At 40.5% G+C, this 1,137-nt stretch carries 1 protein-coding gene; it reads right to left on the reverse strand.

Annotation, left to right across the window (positions count from 1 at the left end; translation table 11 throughout):
• Positions 1 to 1,096 (reverse strand): IS3 family transposase gene (locus ACNO7B_RS19005; protein WP_417901870.1). Its coding sequence is split into 2 segments (ribosomal slippage), with 1,097 coding nucleotides annotated over them: positions 1 to 823 and positions 823 to 1,096; the frame shifts between segments, so codons are not numbered across the junction. This gene is flagged as partial in the annotation.
• Between the last annotated feature and the right edge of the window lie 41 nt (positions 1,097 to 1,137).

Below are 1,137 nucleotides of genomic sequence, written 5' to 3' on the forward strand. Positions count from 1 at the left end.
ATACGAATGTTGTTATAATAATAAATGTATTCTTTGACAGTGCGTTCTACGATGGTGGTCGTAGTGCGATCAATCCTGTTAAGATAGAACGTTTCAGACTTTAGTGAGGAATGAAACGATTCGATGGAGGCATTATCAGCGGGCGTCCCTTTACGGGACATGCTCATGGTAATGCCTTTTATATGAACAGCTTTCTGATACTCGTAAGATGTATACACAGAACCTTGATCGCTATGTAACACGCAATTCTCAGGCAGTGCTGGGAGCTGATTAAGTGTGTTTAAGATAAAGTCTGTGTCCTGCTTATCACCAATCGTAAAAGCAATCACTTCTCCATTATATAAATCCAATATACTGGAAAGGTACAATTGTTTCTGTCCATAAGGCAAATACGTGATGTCCGTTACTAGTTTTTCAAGAGGGCGATCAGACTGAAAATTCCGATCCAGTATATTACCAGCCACGGCATAGGGCTGCCCATTCTTCTTACGCTTTTTCATTTTAACCCGGCATTGCCACTGGTTTTTTTGCATGATACGTTGAACAGTTTTATGGTTAATATGCATTCCCATTTTTAGTATGGCTGTGATTTTCCGATAACCATATCGATATTTGTGCTTTCGGCACAACGTGCCGACCTGTTTCTCTAGTTGTCTTTTAGCATGATTCTGAGTCAGATTCTTTTTCCATCTATAATACGAAGTACGTGAGATGCCTAAATGGATACAGATGTCCTGTACCGTCATCGTTTTGCACAATTCATCTACCAGTTTGATTGACGTTTCCTTATCAACTTCCTTTCCAATTCGTTGTACTTTTTTAAAACTTCATTCTGTTGACTCAAATAGCGATTTTCTGCCCGCAGTCTCTCTAATTCGGAAGAGTACTCGGGGCCCTTTCCATAGGAATATTGTTTTCCAACAGGTTGTTCGAACCGGTGTGTATCCCCAGCTTTATGCCATCTCACCCATGTCTGAACCTGCGTCTTATTCTTGATATTCAATTCCTGCATGATCTCTTTCATAGGTACGCCTGCCAATCTCATTTCTACAGCCTTCTGTTTGACTTCAACCGGATAACTCACTCTTGTCCCCATAGAAAAAACACCTCCATGTTTTATTTCGGATCACAACGATC

The sequence above is a fragment of the Bacillus sp. AK25 genome (assembly GCF_048270685.1).
Taxonomy (GTDB): domain Bacteria; phylum Bacillota; class Bacilli; order Bacillales; family Bacillaceae; genus Bacillus; species Bacillus altitudinis.